Source organism: Lichenicola cladoniae (assembly GCF_013201075.1).
Lineage (GTDB): Bacteria > Pseudomonadota > Alphaproteobacteria > Acetobacterales > Acetobacteraceae > Lichenicola > Lichenicola cladoniae.
The window spans coordinates 15497-29845 of record NZ_CP053714.1 but is presented as its reverse complement, the minus strand read 5'-3'; the positions used below and the strand labels follow the sequence as shown (position 1 = coordinate 29845).

At 64.2% G+C, this 14349-nt stretch carries 16 protein-coding genes; 11 read left to right on the top strand and 5 right to left on the bottom strand.

Annotation, left to right across the window (positions count from 1 at the left end):
- The first annotated feature begins 682 nt into the window (after window positions 1–682).
- Both HN018_RS28210 and HN018_RS28205 read left to right on the top strand, forming a co-directional pair.
- Complete coding sequence (locus HN018_RS28210; protein ID WP_171837889.1) at window positions 683–1597, top strand: ArdC family protein; 915 nt, start codon at window positions 683–685, stop codon at window positions 1595–1597.
- 59 nt (window positions 1598–1656) lie between these two features.
- Window positions 1657–1977, top strand: coding sequence for a TrfB-related DNA-binding protein (locus HN018_RS28205; RefSeq protein WP_171837888.1), 321 nt, complete (start codon window positions 1657–1659; stop codon window positions 1975–1977).
- A 56-nt stretch (window positions 1978–2033) separates the two neighbouring features.
- Here HN018_RS28205 and HN018_RS28200 read toward each other — a convergent pair whose 3' ends face one another.
- Window positions 2034–2213: a hypothetical protein gene (locus HN018_RS28200; RefSeq protein ID WP_171837887.1), complete on the bottom strand. Its 180-nt coding sequence runs from the start codon at window positions 2211–2213 to the stop codon at window positions 2034–2036.
- 929 nt (window positions 2214–3142) lie between these two features.
- Here HN018_RS28200 and HN018_RS28195 point away from each other — a divergent pair.
- The 9 genes from HN018_RS28195 (at window position 3143) to HN018_RS28155 (ending at window position 10570) form a co-directional block, all read left to right on the top strand.
- The gene (locus HN018_RS28195; RefSeq protein WP_171837886.1) at window positions 3143–3889 is read left to right on the top strand and encodes a ParA family protein; all 747 of its coding nucleotides are present in this window, start codon (window positions 3143–3145) and stop codon (window positions 3887–3889) included.
- A complete protein-coding gene (locus HN018_RS28190; RefSeq protein ID WP_171837885.1) occupies window positions 3882–4958 on the top strand; it encodes a ParB/RepB/Spo0J family partition protein in 1077 nt (358 codons plus the stop codon). Before HN018_RS28195 ends, HN018_RS28190 begins: the two co-directional genes overlap by 8 nt.
- A 64-nt stretch (window positions 4959–5022) precedes the next feature.
- Complete coding sequence (locus tag HN018_RS28185) at window positions 5023–5331, top strand: hypothetical protein (protein ID WP_171837884.1); 309 nt, start codon at window positions 5023–5025, stop codon at window positions 5329–5331.
- Complete coding sequence (locus HN018_RS28180) at window positions 5328–6263, top strand: DUF3991 and TOPRIM domain-containing protein (RefSeq protein WP_171837883.1); 936 nt, start codon at window positions 5328–5330, stop codon at window positions 6261–6263. Before HN018_RS28185 ends, HN018_RS28180 begins: the two co-directional genes overlap by 4 nt.
- A gap of 723 nt (window positions 6264–6986) precedes the next feature.
- A complete protein-coding gene (locus tag HN018_RS28175) occupies window positions 6987–7292 on the top strand; it encodes a DUF7673 family protein (RefSeq protein WP_171837882.1) in 306 nt (101 codons plus the stop codon).
- Between the two features lie 321 nt (window positions 7293–7613).
- On the top strand, window positions 7614–8192 hold the full coding sequence (locus tag HN018_RS28170) for a recombinase family protein (protein ID WP_171837881.1): 579 nt from the start codon (window positions 7614–7616) through the stop codon (window positions 8190–8192).
- 238 nt (window positions 8193–8430) lie between these two features.
- Window positions 8431–9102 carry a plasmid mobilization relaxosome protein MobC gene (gene mobC / locus HN018_RS28165; protein ID WP_171837880.1) on the top strand — a complete coding sequence of 224 codons (672 nt, stop codon included), beginning with the start codon at window positions 8431–8433 and terminating at the stop codon, window positions 9100–9102.
- 4 nt (window positions 9103–9106) lie between these two features.
- Window positions 9107–9946, top strand: coding sequence for a hypothetical protein (locus tag HN018_RS28160; protein WP_171837879.1), 840 nt, complete (start codon window positions 9107–9109; stop codon window positions 9944–9946).
- Window positions 9947–10015: 69 nt separating this feature from the next.
- Entirely contained in the window at window positions 10016–10570 is a 555-nt protein-coding gene (locus HN018_RS28155) for a DUF2726 domain-containing protein (RefSeq protein ID WP_171837878.1), read from the top strand.
- Between the two features lie 616 nt (window positions 10571–11186).
- Here HN018_RS28155 and HN018_RS28150 read toward each other — a convergent pair.
- The 4 genes from HN018_RS28150 to HN018_RS28135 form a co-directional block, all read right to left on the bottom strand.
- Entirely contained in the window at window positions 11187–11885 is a 699-nt protein-coding gene (locus HN018_RS28150; RefSeq protein ID WP_239479505.1) for a DNA adenine methylase, read from the bottom strand.
- 27 nt (window positions 11886–11912) lie between these two features.
- Complete coding sequence (locus HN018_RS28145; protein WP_171837877.1) at window positions 11913–12803, bottom strand: Fic/DOC family protein; 891 nt, start codon at window positions 12801–12803, stop codon at window positions 11913–11915.
- Between the two features lie 11 nt (window positions 12804–12814).
- Window positions 12815–13099: a hypothetical protein gene (locus HN018_RS28140; RefSeq protein ID WP_171837876.1), complete on the bottom strand. Its 285-nt coding sequence runs from the start codon at window positions 13097–13099 to the stop codon at window positions 12815–12817.
- A gap of 163 nt (window positions 13100–13262) precedes the next feature.
- Window positions 13263–14297 carry a relaxase/mobilization nuclease domain-containing protein gene (locus tag HN018_RS28135; protein WP_171837875.1) on the bottom strand — a complete coding sequence of 345 codons (1035 nt, stop codon included), beginning with the start codon at window positions 14295–14297 and terminating at the stop codon, window positions 13263–13265.
- Window positions 14298–14349: the final 52 nt, after the last annotated feature.

The following is a 14349-nucleotide window of genomic DNA, read 5'->3' as shown; positions in this document are numbered from 1 at the left end:
TCTCAACCTGTTAGCGGGGATGCAAGAGCCGCACGAACGGCTCTTGCCGAGATAGGGGAACGGCGCCGAAGACAAGCAGAGGCAGCACATCGCGAGAGGACCGTGCTCGCCATGCACAGTGGCAGGTTCGTCGCGGGATAAGCCCCTCAGCCGATCGCTCGAAGCCCTCCCCTGTGGATTTGTGGACAGTCGCCCAAAGGCGACCGGCGAACACCTGTGGACAATGCACGCCAAGAGGCGCGCAGCGGCTTCGCCTTTGTCCACAGGCGTTCGCCTCTGCCCACAATTCCACAGGGGCAACAACATGAGTGAAAGAATAGATCATTTGTTTCGAGAAGAAGATGTTACTCTCAAAGAAGCGGACTGCCTTTGAGAACAGCATGAGGGGCAAGAGGAAAGGGGTGGCCCGGAGAGCGCCAACCCTCCGGGCCGCTGCACACACGATACAGGCGCCCGTGCAGCAGGAAGGCAATCTAGGGGTGGCCGCTGATCTCGCCTAGCAGGCCCGACAACCCGACTTGCACCGTGCAAGAGTAAATACTTTATCTGTTCGCCTTTTTTCCTGTTTACTCGGGAGGGGGGATCAAGTATTGTTTGCCTTGTCAGGACATGAGGACTGGCCGGAAACGCTCTAGCGCCAACTAGGGATTTCCGATGGAAGGTCATACAGGGACGATCCATTATGAGCATCGAAGCAAGGCGAGACATATACCAGGCGATTACTGACAAGGTGATCGCTGATCTTGAGCGCGGCGTCCGCCCCTGGCATCACCCGTGGGCGGGAGGGAAAGCAACGAGCGGCCGTCCCCTTCGGGCGAATGGTATCCCCTACCAGGGGATCAACGTAGTCCTGCTTTGGATCGAGGCATCGCTAAAGGGCTACAGGTCCACAACCTGGATGACATTCAAGCAGGCTCTGGCGGCGGGCGGATGCGTTCGGAAGGGCGAGAAGGGGTCGATGGTCGTGTATGCCGACGCGATCACCAAGACCGAAACGGATGCGGCAACGGGCGACGAGACGGGACGACGTATCCCTTTTCTCAAGTCCTACACCGTATTCAACGTGGGGCAGATCGACGGGCTTCCGGCGGCGCCGGCAGTGATCGAGCCGACCGATCGCCTCACGGAAGCAGACCGCATCGAGGCAGCAGAAGCGTTCTTCCGTGCAGTGGGTGCTAGGATCGAGCACGGGGGAACGCGCGCCTTCTACAGGCCGGCAGTGGACGGCATCACGATGCCGCCATTCGCCGCGTTCGAGAGCCCGGCCCGCTACTACTCCACACTAGGGCATGAGCATGTCCATTGGACCGGACACGGCACACGGCTTGATCGCCTGGACGAAGTCTTCCGCAAGAAAGAAGGATATGCCCGCGAGGAGCTTACAGCCGAGCTGGGTTCGGCCTTCCTGTGTGCCGACCTTGGCTTGGAGGATCAGCCGCGCGAGGACCATGCAGATTATGTCGCCATCTGGCTAAAAGTGCTGCGTGAAGACAAGCGAGCGGTCATCACGGCTGCTGGTGCAGCCTCCCGCGCTTTAGCCTTTCTACATGATAGGGCAGGTATTCTAGCCCAAGCCGACGATATCGAAGCGGCCTGACAGCTCGCCTCCGGCCCAGCCGGAGGCTCTTTCCTTTGAGCCAGCCAGGAGTTGATCCGTTGGCAAAGACCACGATGACACAGGACGACTTCGATGCGCTGCGTCCAAGCCTTGGCCGCATGACTGTCGACACGATGGACGTTGCCCGCCTTGTACTGGTGGCAGGGGTATCGCAAGCCGATGCGGCGGGTCGCTACGGTATGAGCCGGCAGCGTGTCTATGGGATCATGAAGCGGTTCGAGGCCGCGAGCCAGGGGTGGCCGACAGACTGGCGGAAGGTGGAGGTTTGGTTACCGCCGAAGCTGGCAGCGGAGGTTGAGGGGATGGCAGAGGCAGCGATCGCAGAACACCGCGGCAGCCAGGCATCCCCCAAGAGGTGATGTGGCCGCGGCGATAGTCGGTTCTGACTATGGCCGCGGCGCTTCGACGGCGCGGGTCATGACCAAAACGCGAGCCCGACCGCGTCGACCACTGCGAGGCCCATCACGATCTGTCCGACCGGAAAGGTGAACATTCGGGCATAGCCGAGGCGCCAGGTTCCCCAAGCGATCAGGCCGAGGATCACCATGCCGAGGAGCGACGTGGAGGCGTGTTCGATAGCAAGATCAAGCGGCATGATGACCTCCTTGCAAACCGCCCCCTGGGGCGGTCAAGAGGGGGCGCTGCCCCCTGGCTGTGGCAAGAGTGCGTCGCTCCGCTCCCGACGGCAGGGGTATCCCCAAACTGCCCTGCGGGCAGTCCGGGTGATCCCCCTCCCCTGCCGTCGCTCTTGCCACAGCCTCCCCCGCCCTCGCCGGGGGGCATCCAAGAAAGCCGTTGCTTTCTTGGAGCCAGACATGAAGATTTTTGCCAATGACAATGAGACTTCGCATGGCGCGGCTGCGAGGCGTGTCGTGGCGCGTCAATTTTCCACCTGCGGTCCGTGTCTAATCGAGGGCGAGGTCGTGCGTTCCACGGCACGGTTTCACGTCATCAACGAGTGGAAAGGCGGGGACGACTTCACGGGCCGACAGCGGCGGATTTCGCGTGAGAGCGTCCATCTGACCCCCTGCCCGAGCTGTCGGGACCATAGCCGGACGCAGTACCCGGACGGCTACATGGACTGACAGCGGTTCGCCCGGACTTGCACCGTGCAAGTCTAAGAGGCTCTGAGTGTGAGGCGCGTGGCAAGAAAATTCATCCAACACGCATAATCATGTTGCGTTAAACAACATGCTGTTTTAGTATCTTCAAAGGCGGTGTTGTTTATCGAGAGGTGTTGTGTGAGAAAGGATCGTTTTCATAGGAGAGCCGTCCGATGCCGAGGCAGTCAGCGCGCGACGCGATGCCCTCACCCGATGCCGAGCAGCGGCCCGTGGAGCGCACGGTGACTGTCTCGTTCCCCGTCTCGGCGAGTTTGCACGTAGCCTTGAAGGTCCGCGCGGCTCAAGAGCAGACGACGGTGCGCGGGATGGTGATGAAGGGCTTGAAGCTGGCGGGGCTGGACGTGCCGGCGACCGATTTACTTGACCGCAGGCCAGGCCGATCAGGCCGAAAGGATCGGAAGTGAAAACCTTAGTCGTGCTCAACGAAAAAGGCGGCGTCGGCAAGACCACCCTGTCCCTTCATGGAGCTTGGTTCTTCGCGGAGCGGTATCGGACCCTCGTTCTGGACTTGGACCAACAGGCGAACCTTTCCTACACGCTTGAGGCCAATTTATCGGGCGTAGATGCGGTCTCCCTGTTCAACGAGCCGACGAAGATTCCGCGCGCGGGACATTTCACCGTTGCCGGTGCCACCGCGGAGCTATTCGACGCCGAGCGCGCGGAGCAGACGGCAATCGAGACTTTCCGCCAGAGCATAGCGGCGAACGCTGACGACTACGACTTTTGCATCATCGACACGCCGCCGCTGCTGGGGCTGCGGACGTTCGCCGCGTTGCTGTCTGCCGACGCGGTGCTGGCACCTATCGAGTTGGGCGACTACTCGATTACCGGGGTTCAGCGGCTCTTGCAGGCCATCAAAGGCGTGTCTCAGCACTATGGCCGGGATGAGCCCACGTTCCTTGGGCTGCTGGCGTCCAAGTTCGACCGAAGAAGCCCGCGGGAGCGGACGTTGTTCGAGGGGCTGGCCGAGGAGATCGGAGGGCTGCTGTTCCCTGGGGTTGTCGGCAAGCGGGACGTTTTCGCCAGGGCCGCAAGCGAGCGCATCCCGGTCTGGCAGATGAAGGGGCAGTCCGCCCGCGACGCCAGCGAGGAAATCCGTGGCGTGTTCGCCAATGTCGAGAGAATGATGGAGCTGTCCCATGGGTAAAGCCCCCGCCGTCAAGCAGAGCTTCGGGGCTGGCGTTCTATCGGGCCTGCGCCAGCAGGCCGGCACAACGAAGGGTGGCGAGCCCTTGCACCTGCCGCTCGACCAGATTGCGGAAGACCCGGACCAGCCTCGAAAGGTGTTCAGCGAGACCGAGCTTGAGCAGATGGCCGAGACGATCCGGCTTGTAGGGGTGCTGTCCCCTGTCGGCGTCCGCAAGCGCGAGGAGGGAGGCTACGCCCTCGTTTTCGGTGCGCGTCGCCTGCGGGGATCGCGGCTGGCCGGAGTGACGACTATCCCTGCGGTGCTGGTTCCGAAGGACCAGGCTACGCTTGCCGTGCAGGTGATCGAGAACCAGGCCCGCACCGGCCTGTCGAACAGTGACCTGGCAGCCGTGGTCAACCGCCTGTTCGCTGACAAGATGACCGTCAAGCAGATCGCGGTCGTGTGCAACATCAAGGAGTATCAGGTCGCCGCTTTTCGGTCGGCCGAGAAGCTTCCGGCGTGTCTGCGGGATCGCCTGGATAGCGCCGATATGCGGGCGCTCTACGACCTGTCCCGCGCATGGGAGAAGCACCCGGCCGAGGTAGAGGAGGAGTTGCCGGACGAGGGCACCTACATCACCATCACCGACGCGCGCCGGATCATCGAAGCGATCACGGGGAAGGTGACCGGAAGCGTGATCCTGCGGCGCGAGGACCAGGTGAAGGCGGCGCCGGAGCCCACCAGGCAGGAGCTTCCTCTAACGGTCACGCCTCCGGTGCAGCCAGTGCGGGAAGATGAGCCCGCAACGCCTGTAGCGCCGGCAGCGCGAAGGGAGAGGGCGCCGGCGCAGCCGGTTCCTTCCCCCCCTGCCCCGGCTACACGTTCACCAGACAAGGCGCCAGCGGCACAGGAGCAGACCACACAGCCCCCCGGATTTCCGGAGTTCGTGATGGAGCTGACCGATGGCCGGCGCGGGCTTCTGATCACCGAACGGCGGGCGGGCAGGAAGGGCATGGCGTTGCTGGACGTGGACGGCGAGGAGGTTGCAGCGAAGTTCTCGGACCTTCGACCCGTGGACGTGGACTGACCCCAAGGGGAAGCCGATGCGCGACGCGCCTGTCCCTTCTTCCACTCGTGGCCCCGATCGAGGCTTGGCCTCGGTCGGGGGGCGGGCAGCCTACGGCGTCGCCGTCGTGCTCAGTGCGGCCGTGCGAGTGCCTGTGGTGGTGGTGCTGCGGCTTCTCAGGCCCTTCATCATGTTCCCGCTGCTGCTGGCGATGATAGGCGGCCTTGGGGCGGCGATCGTATTTGCCTGGGGCCATCACTGGCTCGATGCAGGTCGGGCAGGGCTGGTCGTGTTCGTGTGCGCCCTGCTGCTGGCGGTCTATTCAAGGGCAGCGGTATGGATTGACCCAGAGCATTTCGATGACCGCAACGGTCCGAGCTGGAGGCGGCTATGACCACAGATCAAGACGAGCTGGCCGAGCTGCGGCAGCGTGTCGATTGCCGCACCGTCCTCGAGCGTGGCGGCTGGGCAATGGACGCCGCAGAAAGCAGCCGGCGTGCGGTGAAGTACCGGCAGGGGTCGGGCCGCATCGTGATCGTCACGCATGAAGGCAAGGGATGGTTCGATCCCCTGAATGACAGACGGGGGGACGTGATCGCCCTTGCTCAGCACGTATGGGGCGGCACGCTGGGGCACGCCCGCAAGAACCTTCGGCCGCTTGCCGGCATCGCGCCCAAGCTGCTGCCGTTGCGCCAGGGCGCGGCCGTGGTGGCGATCGACGGGGAGAGGCTATGGAACGAGGCGAGACACCTGCAGCCGGGATCGCAGGCATGGGATTACCTGACCGAGCAACGCGGCCTCCCTGCTGCGACCGTCGATCGCGCCGCGAAGGTCGGTGCGCTGCGCGAGGGGGTGCATGGAACGATGTGGGCGCAACACCAGGCCGCGTCCGGCCGGATCACCGGATGGGAAATGCGTGGACCCTACTACAAGGGATTCGCGAAAGGCGGCACCAAGTCTCTGTTCTGGCTGGGACACCCGCCTGTCGCTGACAGGCTCGTCGTCACCGAGAGCGCGATCGACGCCATGAGCTTGGGGAGCATCGAGAGATGGAGAGAAGGGACGCTCTATGCGTCCACGGGTGGAGGGTTCGGATCAGAGACGGAGGCCGCTTTGCGTGGGTTCTTACCACGGCACGCGCAGCTCGTGGCGGCGACTGACCAGGGGACGGGCGGCGAGGTTCTAGCCGCGCGGCTGCACGACCTGGCGACGAGCTGCGGCAGCGACTTCGTGCGCTTGGTCCCGGAGGCGAAGGATTGGAACGCTCAGCTTTGCCCTGACCCCAGGGGATTCATACCTTCATCGAATGATGGACCTCGTCCATGAACGGGGGTTCGCCAGGTGAGCCGCCAAGTTTTGTCGATGACGACGGCTTTCCCATCCGCGACTCTGCCACCGTGGCTCCCGTTGTCGTGGTGCCTGTTCATGGTTGTTCCATCTGCGGTGTCACGGCATCGTTCGGCTACACCAGTCGACAAGGACCAGTCTGGACGTGCGGAAGCCATCGCGGTGCGGGCGAGGCCGCGTTGATCAGCCCTCCGATGGGTCTCTGGACCTCGCCGCCGGAGGTTCGGATCGGTAGCTAGTAGCTCCCCGGTCCGGCGATGACGACAGCGCGGCCATCCCGTTCAAACCGAACCGCGCTAGGTGCCTTCGAGCAGATCGCGCAGCGGAGGCGAGCGAGGGCCGTGGACACGGTGATTTCGGGCCTACGGCGGGCCAAGGTGGCTACGAGGACCATCCCCCGCCTTGAGCATCGGTCGCAGTCCGCGATCAGGTGCCAGTCGGAATAGGCAGATAGGAGCTGCTGCCTGACATATGCAGCGGCCTTTTGAGGGGAGGTGTTGTGGCCCATAACCGGCTGCTCTTGTCACTTTAGAACGGACAGTGAACAAAGATCAGGGCTACCTCAACCCCTTACCTTACAGAGTTCCGAAAACCTATTACGCATCGCGGCGTTTGTGTTATGGGTTTGCGGAAGGATGCAAGTGGGAAGAGGGGAGGGTAATCGCCGACGTTCCACAAACGACCGTTTTTGGAGGTGGTAGGATGAGTGCAACCCAGCTTCCCGATACTGGCCTCGCCGCGGCGATTCGTCGCTTGCTTGACCTCGCCCGCGGCAACACCCACCAGTGCCGCTACGCGGCCAATTTCCTGCTGGCCTGGTGGAACGCCGGGGACTGTGGCGGGTGGGACCTGACCGACCTATGGGCGGTGGATGATACGATCGCCCACGACATGCTGGCGGTCGCCGCGTTCATCGCTGCCAATCACGAGTATCCAACTTCATACGGCCTCGGTGCGGAGTTCGAGGCTTTGGTGGTACAGTGGCGTCCGCATCTGTTGGCGTCATAGCCAGGGAACGCACCCGATGAGCAGCAGGCACAGCGTCCCGTCCTCGATGACAGGGGTCATCGTTCATTGCGGCTGGGACAATCCCCTAATGACGTTCTTCGGCATAGCTCAGCGGAGCGAGCCGGTCGGTGACGCCGATCCAGTGCTGTTGTGGATCGGAACAAGCGTAAGGGAGTGCCTGACGGCCGATGAGCTGGCAAAGCATATGGGCCCCTACGCGACCTTACTTCCGGAGCTGATTGAACAGCTTCGCGCTGATCGGGCGGCCGATGTGGATCGAGGGCCGACGCAGCTTCAACGTCGAGGGTGGACAGGCTTTCGATGAAACTCGGCTACCTGCGGGTCTCGAAGGGGGACAGCCAGACGCCCGAGCTGCAACGGCAGGGTCTGGATAGGGCGGGGGTTGAACGGTTCTTCGAGGACCGGGCTGGCGGCGGTAGATGGGATCGACCGGGCCTACAGAAGATGCTCGACCAGCTACGGACGGGCGATGTGGTCATGGTCTGGAAGCTGGATCGGCTGTCGCGCTCTCTGCCGGACATGCTTCGGATCGTCAGCAGGATCAAGGAGGCGGGGGCAGGGTTCTCGTCCCTGACCGAGAGCATCGACACCACAACGCCGGCAGGGGAGATGTTCTTCCATGTCTGCACGATCTTCGCAGACTACGAGCGCAAGCTGATCGTTGAGCGTACCAAGGCGGGCTTGGACGCCGCACGAGCCGAGGGCCGGGTCGGGGGTCGGAGGCCGAAGCTGAACCCGCAGCAGCGACGGAAGATCGCGGAGGATGTCGTCTCCGGTCGTTCTACCGCAGCCGAGGCGGCCAGGCTTTGGAAGGTGAGCCCGCCGACGATCACCCGGATCGTAGCCGAGCATCCGGGCTTGAGAGAGCACGGGGCTTGAGGGCTTAGCAGCTCCGGGATTGGCCCTTCGGACTTGCACGGTGCAAGTCTGGCGGTGTCGGTTGCACCATGCGGAGTGACTAGGCCCGGCCTTCATAGACTTGCACGGTGCAAGTTTGGCCTCGCCTGACCGCACGTTCTTTTTCTCCTGCCCGACCGATTTCATTAACCACAGCTATAGGAAGGAGGACTAGGGCGGGATATGTTTGTTGGTAGCGGAGTATTACAGCGGTGTTGGGATGGGTGGGCGAAACGGGCAAGAGCTGCTGTCGGTCTGGGTGCCAGGTGATCTGGCCGCCCGGTTCAAGGCTTGGGCCCGTGGGACGGAGGGCGGCGCCTCAGCGGCGTTGCGCCGGCTGATCCTCCAGGCCGTTGATGGCGTCGAGCCTTCCTTGCCGTTGGGCGCGACCGCCCGACAGATTGGTGTCCGCTTGAAGGACGCAGAGCGCGTTGCGCTGCTTCGTGCGGCCCAGGCGCGACGGACCACCCCGGCCAATTGGCTGCGGAGCCTGGCGATCGTGCATCTTGGGCGTCGGCCGCAGTGGAACGATCCTGAAGCTGCCGAGCTGCGCGAGATAGGCATGGAGGTCCGGCGGGTCGGCAACAACTTGAACCAGCTTGCGCGGGCCATGAACGTGGCCGTCCTGGCGGGCGAGTATCCGCCAGGTCAGGGCGATGCCGCCCGCGAGGGGGCAGAGCTTTTACGGGTCGAGTTGCGCCGGCTTATGGCGATCTACACCGGGAACTTCGACTATTGGGGCTTGCCAGACGCGCAGCGGCCGACCGCGCAACCTGGCATGAAGGCGCGCGAGTTGGCGCGTCAGAACGAGGCCAAGGAGAAGCAGCGTCTTCGCCCTCGCCGCCGGCCGGCCAGGTTTGCCGATGACGGGCCCGCAGCGGACAACGGATAGGACGATGATAAGCCCGCTCGCCAACCGCTTCTTCACCATGGCCCAAGACGACCCCCGGCCCGGGTGGAAAGAAACGGCTGCCCTGATCGCCCAGGCTGGACGCTTCGTCCTCGCCCCCGAGGTGGTCAAGCTGACGCTCAGGACCCCGGAGCCGGACAGGTTGATGCCGGCGGTCGTCCAGGGGCTTCGGCTTCCGCATGATCCTTGCTGGATCGAGTACTCGCCTCACGAGGTGTTCGCCGGCCGGGGTGACGCCGCCAGCCAGTTCGGCATCCTTCTCTGGAGGGATGCTTCCGGCGAGGTGTGCAATCGCCTCATCACCCGGAATCGGATCGGCTCTCTGATTCGGCCGGGTGACGTGGTGCCCAACCCCGAGGAAATAGCGGTTGTGCTCTACCCGTGCGATCTCGTGTTCTCTCCCGCTGGTGCCTTCATCCGGACAACCCGGCCCGATTTGCCGCAGCAGGACCTGGCCGGATACCAGGAAGCGGCGTGGCATCTAGGATGGATGGCGCTTTCGTTCGCGCTGCTGCTGACCGCTCGCAACGCTCCGCTTCTCGTCGGCGAAGCAGAAGACTTGGAACGCCTCAACAGGAAGCGGGCGAGGTCAGGGAAGCCGCCGCTCATGAATGCCCGGCCGGTTCACTGGAACCTGAGCCGAGAGGAACGTCATGCCTTGCGAGGGCAGGTACCCTTCGACCGGAACGCAAGAAGCGCCGCGGTCAGCCACATGGTCCGCGGACACATGAAGGTGCGAGCCTCCGGAGCGTTCTGGTGGTCTCCACACTTCCGAAACATCAGCGACGCCGAGCCAATCGGCGGACGGGACTACGTTGTGCGCTAGGGCAGGCGCTTGGATGGACAGGACTTGCACGGTGCAAGTCGGGGGCGGACCATGCTAGATGCAGACGCGGTGAAGGTATGGCTTGGGATCGGCGTGCTGGTCTTCCTCGCCCTGGCCTATGTGGCCCGGTCGGGGCGCCCAGGGACGGCGCCGCGCAACATGGACGCGCTCCCGCTGCCCGCGGGGACAGTCCACGCCAAGCCGCTGCTCAGCGGCTGGGAGAAGGCGGCGATCGACCAGCTCGCCCGCCAACTGCCCAAGACGCATCGGCTTTGCCCGCAGGTCCGGTTGCTCGACATGCTATCAGTCAGGGATGGAAACCGCGCCAGGTGGCGCACCACCTGCAACCGTCTCGGTTCCAAGAGCGTAGATTTCGCCGTGATCGACCAGGCGGGCCGCGTAACGCTGGTTGTCGAGTTGAACGACAGCAGCCACGACCGCCCAGAGCGCCGTCATCGCGACAAGCTCGTCCGTGCTGCCCTCGACCAGGCTGGGATACCACTCGCCGTCTTTCGACCGGGACAGCCGCTCGATCTTGCTCCGTGGCGAGGGTTGGACAGAGAAACGGGAAGCGTCGCCGCCTATCGGCCGAGCAAGCCTTATAGGTCATCACTCCGAGCCTGACCCCTCAGTGTGTCAGATTTGACACAGAATCTCTACCCGCATTGCCTTCGAGCGATTGTGGTTCCATATCCAGGATGCGGCTCCTCACACAGGCTCGCGGTCCTCGGAGCCGTAGGGCGCCTATTGGAGCCTGTTCTTCGAGGGAGGTCGGTATGTCCGACAGACCGAGAAGGCTTACGGTTGAGCAGGCCGCCGTCCTGATTAGGGCGGTGGCAGGGCTCATCAGCGCGGTTGCAGCCGCCCTGATGGCCTTGCATCACCTATAGCCGAGCCGTTTGGGGCGGGGGTTCATCGTGGATGGTGGCCCCCAAACCACTGCAAAACAATATGGGGACTTTGACGTGGGACGTCAAATCAATCGATCAAATTGCACAAGCCAATTTGAAAATCGTATTCTGACGGCCATTGCAGCGAGAACCTGATCAAAATGGCTTGTCCACTTCAACGCAGTGCAGAGGCTACGATCGAATCCGATCAGCTCTAAAGATCGACCTGTCTCTCAAAGAACCGTAATTCAGGCCCGATCGCTCGAATAGACGATTTGAGGGCCTATAGGCGCCTTCGGTCTCGACATGGTCGGCCCGGCATATGCTGACGTCGCCATAATCGGATCCACCTATGCGCGATCACCAGGAACCGCATCGGCTTCCAGGAGACTGGCGAGGACGGCCAGCCGTTCGCAGGGTGGCAGCTCGCGGTACTTCGCCGCCCAGCGTGCCGCCTTGCGCTTGATCTGTTGCCGATGGGTGAAGTCCCGGCCGGCGTAGCTTGCCCATTGCACCGTCGAGCCGGGCGGGAAATTGAACCAGAGCCGTTCCGTGCGGGGTCCGCCGCGTGTCATGACCTGGAACGACACCGAGGGCCATCCCGACAGCATGAAGTCGTAGAGATCAGACGGGTAGCCCGAGACGATCACGGAGGCTGAAGACAGCATGAGGCGTTGCAGGAGGGCCCGGTGGTCGTCGTCGGTCAGCTCGTGCCGATACCGCTTCGAGCTTGTGCGGGTCGCGTGCAGGTAGGGCGGGTCGGCATAGATAAGTGTCCGGCCGGATCTGGCATAGTTGAAGTCGTCTATGAAGCGGAAGGCGCAGCCATGGTGCTTCACCAGGCCGGGGAAGTCGTCGGGCACCCGGTCGAGCGCGGCGCGGTCAAGATCGACGGCGTAGGACCGGGCGGCCGGCGGCTTCCGCAGCAGCACGGCGCCTGACCCCGCGAACAGGTCCACGTAGGTATCGTGCGGCGGCATCAGGGCGATGATCGCCTGATAGGCCCCGGAGGCCGCCTTGCTGCCGAGGTATCCCATGCGCAGCAGCATAGATGGGTCCGGCTATGGTGGCCATGCCTATCGCCGTCGATTCCTGTCCGGCGGACTAGGCAGCTCCGGCTTAACCACGTCGGCACCAGGTGCCGGCGTCGGCGCGATCGGCGCGGCGGCAAGCTGACGTTGTTCCGGCGTGAGCACGACCGGGCCCTCCCGAGCCTCCCGGCGGACCAGCTCGTCAGCCACGAAGCGCCGCATCTCGGCTTTGTCGCCAAGCGTCAGCTTGACCATCTCCCGGTCGATCTTCTCGGCGAGCGCCGCATAGACAAGGAGGCCATCCGGCGAGAGGGTCGCCGCCGCCTGCGCGGCCTCGACTTCCGGGCGCTCGCGCGAGCCGAGGCCCTGGACGATCACCGCGGCCAACGGGCGGGGATCGGCGGTGCGGAAGCTGACACCCGAGGCGTCGTTCCATGCCTTTCCTGGCAGGCGGGCGATGTCGAGATCATGGCCGGCGCCGGCCGCGAGTTGCTTCAGGTGGAGCCGCATCGTCCGGCCGTTTCCATCCCGGAAGGCGTGGATCGCGTTCAGTTCCCCGACGTGGTGAGCGGCTTTCTCGGCAAAGCTGGCCGCATCGAGCCCGACCAGGTTTCCGTTGGCCGCCAGCTCGCGGAACTGCTTGGCGAGCGAGCCCTCGATGAGGTGCGGGAAGGCGAATGGCTCTTGATGTCTGGGATGGGTGATGCCCACGGTTCGGACCTGGCCGGCCCAGGGGAATACGTCTCCGAACAGGTGCTTGTGGGTCGCCTTGAAGCCGTCCGGCGTCAACGGGAGCGGTGGAGCATCCGCCGTGCGCTGCCGCGTATAAGCATACTCGGCGGCGCGCAGCAGGCCCGCATCGGTGATGCCGAGCTTGTTTTTGAGAGTGAGGGTGCCGGGATAGACGTAGGGGTCATCGACCGGGCCGCGTGCCACCGCACTCCGGCCTAGACAGCCTCACGCATCGCCTGCGCCCGATCCGCAGCCACGATCCGCTCCATGACATAGCGGTGCACGTAGGGGTCGGACACGTCCGGGGGCACGCGCTCCTCAAGGAGCATGGTGAACAAGGCTTCCAGCTCCGGCGTCGGGTGGATACCCTCGATCGCGCTGCTCTGGTGTGCGTCTGCACCGCGGCGGCGCAGATCGACCATCCCCGCATCGTCCATGCGAGGGAACGGCATGGCGCGCAGCTCAGCGCGGTAGCGATCGACAATCGGGAAGGCAGGCATGCTTGGCTCCCACAGAGCGACCGGTGGACGACAGCCTGCAGTATAGCCGGGATCGACTATGTGGGACAGCTCGTTTTCGAGGCCGCATAGCCAGGATCGGCTATGGTCGACGGACCATGCGCCGGCAGGCATAGCCAGGCTCGACTATGGCGGCCGAGAGGTCTCAGCGCCGACGATGCTGTCTGCCCTGATCGCCGGGTGCTGGCACTTGCTCGCCGGAGGGACCGGGCGGCCCGTAGGAAGCGGGCTCCCCTATCGGGCTGGCGAGAGGGTCGCGGCGAGGCTCCTGCTGAGGCTGCGCCGGCCGTAGGCTCGCCGCGAGGGTCTGACGCCTGGAGAGTGGCACAGGCAGTCCGGCAGCGAAGGCCCGAAGATCGAGCGCGAGACGCCGATCGGCTCCGTCGCCGCCTTCCAAGGTCGAGGCATGTGCCAGGTATGTATCCCGGATTTTCTGCTGCCGCTGCTGCACCGCGCGTTCCCAGGCAGGGTCCTTCTGCGAGCGCGCAGGAGAGGCGTCGCGGACCGCCTCCATGGTCCGGCGCTTGACGACGTTCGGCTCGGTGCCTCGTTCCGTCAGTCGGTGGAGAGCAGGGCGGTCGGACCGGCGTACAGCGCCGCGCGCCTGGCGAGGCGTCGCTTCGGCCTCGATGCCGTGCCGGCGCAGCTCGCGCGCGAACGTCTCCCGCCATCTCTGTAGATCGGCCGGGCCGGTGACGAGGCGTCGCCCGTCATACCCTACAGCCCTGACCGTGACGTGGACGTGCGGGTGGTCCTTGTCTTCATGCCGGACCATCAGCCAGTCGTTGTTGGGCAGGCTTTCGCGAGCCCAGGTGCGCGCCGCTTCATGGAGGCGATCGGGCGGGGTGCCGGCCCGCATGGACAGGATCACGCCGACCGATTGGGCCGCCTTCGGGTTAGGCTTGCCACGTTCGGTCAGAGCGTTCGCCACGAGCCAGTCATCGTGCAGCTCGCGCACGTCGGCGCGCGTCGCGATCTTGGTTCCGTCCTGGGTCTCGCCCAGGAGGCGTCCGTTGCGCGTGATGTAGTCGAGGTGTTGCTTGAGGTGAACGATCCCGCGCGACCGGCCGGTGATCTTCACCACGACTTCGGGCGTCCGGTTGACGATCCGGCGCAGCCTGGCCTTCGCTGCCGATGAAAGAGAGGGGGAGCGGGATGACCCGCTCCCCCTGATTTTCACGTCCTGGCCTTTCCCGGTGTGCGGGAGACGCCATACGTCCTCATCCGCCATC

Coding starts and splice junctions, on each gene's coding strand:
- HN018_RS28210 (WP_171837889.1), top strand. CDS start 683: ATGAGCATCGAAGCAAGGCGAGACATATACCAGGCGATTACTGACAAG.
- HN018_RS28150 (WP_239479505.1), bottom strand. CDS start 11,885: ATGCTGCTGCGCATGGGATACCTCGGCAGCAAGGCGGCCTCCGGGGCC.
- HN018_RS28200 (WP_171837887.1), bottom strand. CDS start 2,213: ATGCCGCTTGATCTTGCTATCGAACACGCCTCCACGTCGCTCCTCGGC.
- HN018_RS28180 (WP_171837883.1), top strand. CDS start 5,328: ATGACCACAGATCAAGACGAGCTGGCCGAGCTGCGGCAGCGTGTCGAT.
- HN018_RS28140 (WP_171837876.1), bottom strand. CDS start 13,099: ATGCCTGCCTTCCCGATTGTCGATCGCTACCGCGCTGAGCTGCGCGCC.
- HN018_RS28160 (WP_171837879.1), top strand. CDS start 9,107: ATGATAAGCCCGCTCGCCAACCGCTTCTTCACCATGGCCCAAGACGAC.
- HN018_RS28170 (WP_171837881.1), top strand. CDS start 7,614: ATGAAACTCGGCTACCTGCGGGTCTCGAAGGGGGACAGCCAGACGCCC.
- mobC (WP_171837880.1), top strand. CDS start 8,431: ATGGGTGGGCGAAACGGGCAAGAGCTGCTGTCGGTCTGGGTGCCAGGT.
- HN018_RS28190 (WP_171837885.1), top strand. CDS start 3,882: ATGGGTAAAGCCCCCGCCGTCAAGCAGAGCTTCGGGGCTGGCGTTCTA.
- HN018_RS28175 (WP_171837882.1), top strand. CDS start 6,987: ATGAGTGCAACCCAGCTTCCCGATACTGGCCTCGCCGCGGCGATTCGT.